We start from the raw sequence: 622 nt of genomic DNA, 5'->3' as shown, positions 1-622 counted from the left end.
AATATAAATTTAAGAATAGTACATTGATGGATTTATTGGGAATAACAGAAGAAGAACAAAAACATCTAAAAACAATAATAGGCAAAAATGAAAAGTACATAAGGAATAATATAAGAAGGCAAGAAAACAGAAGAAATGAAATACAGGTAGAAAAATCATTGGGATTAAGCCAAAGTAAAGTTGCAAAAAAATTAAATCTAAGTATATCAACTGTAAAAAGATACTGGAATTTTTAACTGGTATCACGAAATGGCTCTTTGTATTAAGGGGGACGAAGTCCTGTTTCCTTTTTAGGGTTTTTAGATGTGAAATTGAGTAGCGTAATAAAAGTAGAAGAAGAAATGGATAGTGATTTAAGCTTAGAGCATTTATAGACCATTCAATATATAAAAAATTTCCAATAAAAGATTCAATTTACAAAATTTATGTTGATGTTTAATTCCATACAATGGGATAATTAAATAATATTTAGGGAGGATTTTTATGTTAAAAAAAGTTAAAAAAGCATTGATAATGCTATGTTGTTTATTTGCATTATCAAGTAGTATTGCATTTGCAGATACTGAAACAAATTCTACTTACACAAAAACAGACAAAGCATTATGGACAATTCATATTGAAG

1 protein-coding gene is annotated in these 622 nt (G+C 26.7%); it reads left to right on the top strand.

Features of this window, described 5'->3' with window-relative positions:
- A partial coding sequence (locus tag IR152_RS19780) for a hypothetical protein (RefSeq protein ID WP_413927525.1) occupies positions 1-236 on the top strand: 236 nt, incomplete at its 5' end.
- Positions 237-622 lie beyond the last annotated feature (386 nt).

This window comes from Clostridioides sp. ES-S-0108-01 (assembly GCF_020662285.1).
GTDB lineage: Bacteria > Bacillota > Clostridia > Peptostreptococcales > Peptostreptococcaceae > Clostridioides.
This window is presented reverse-complemented; position numbering and strand designations above follow the sequence as displayed.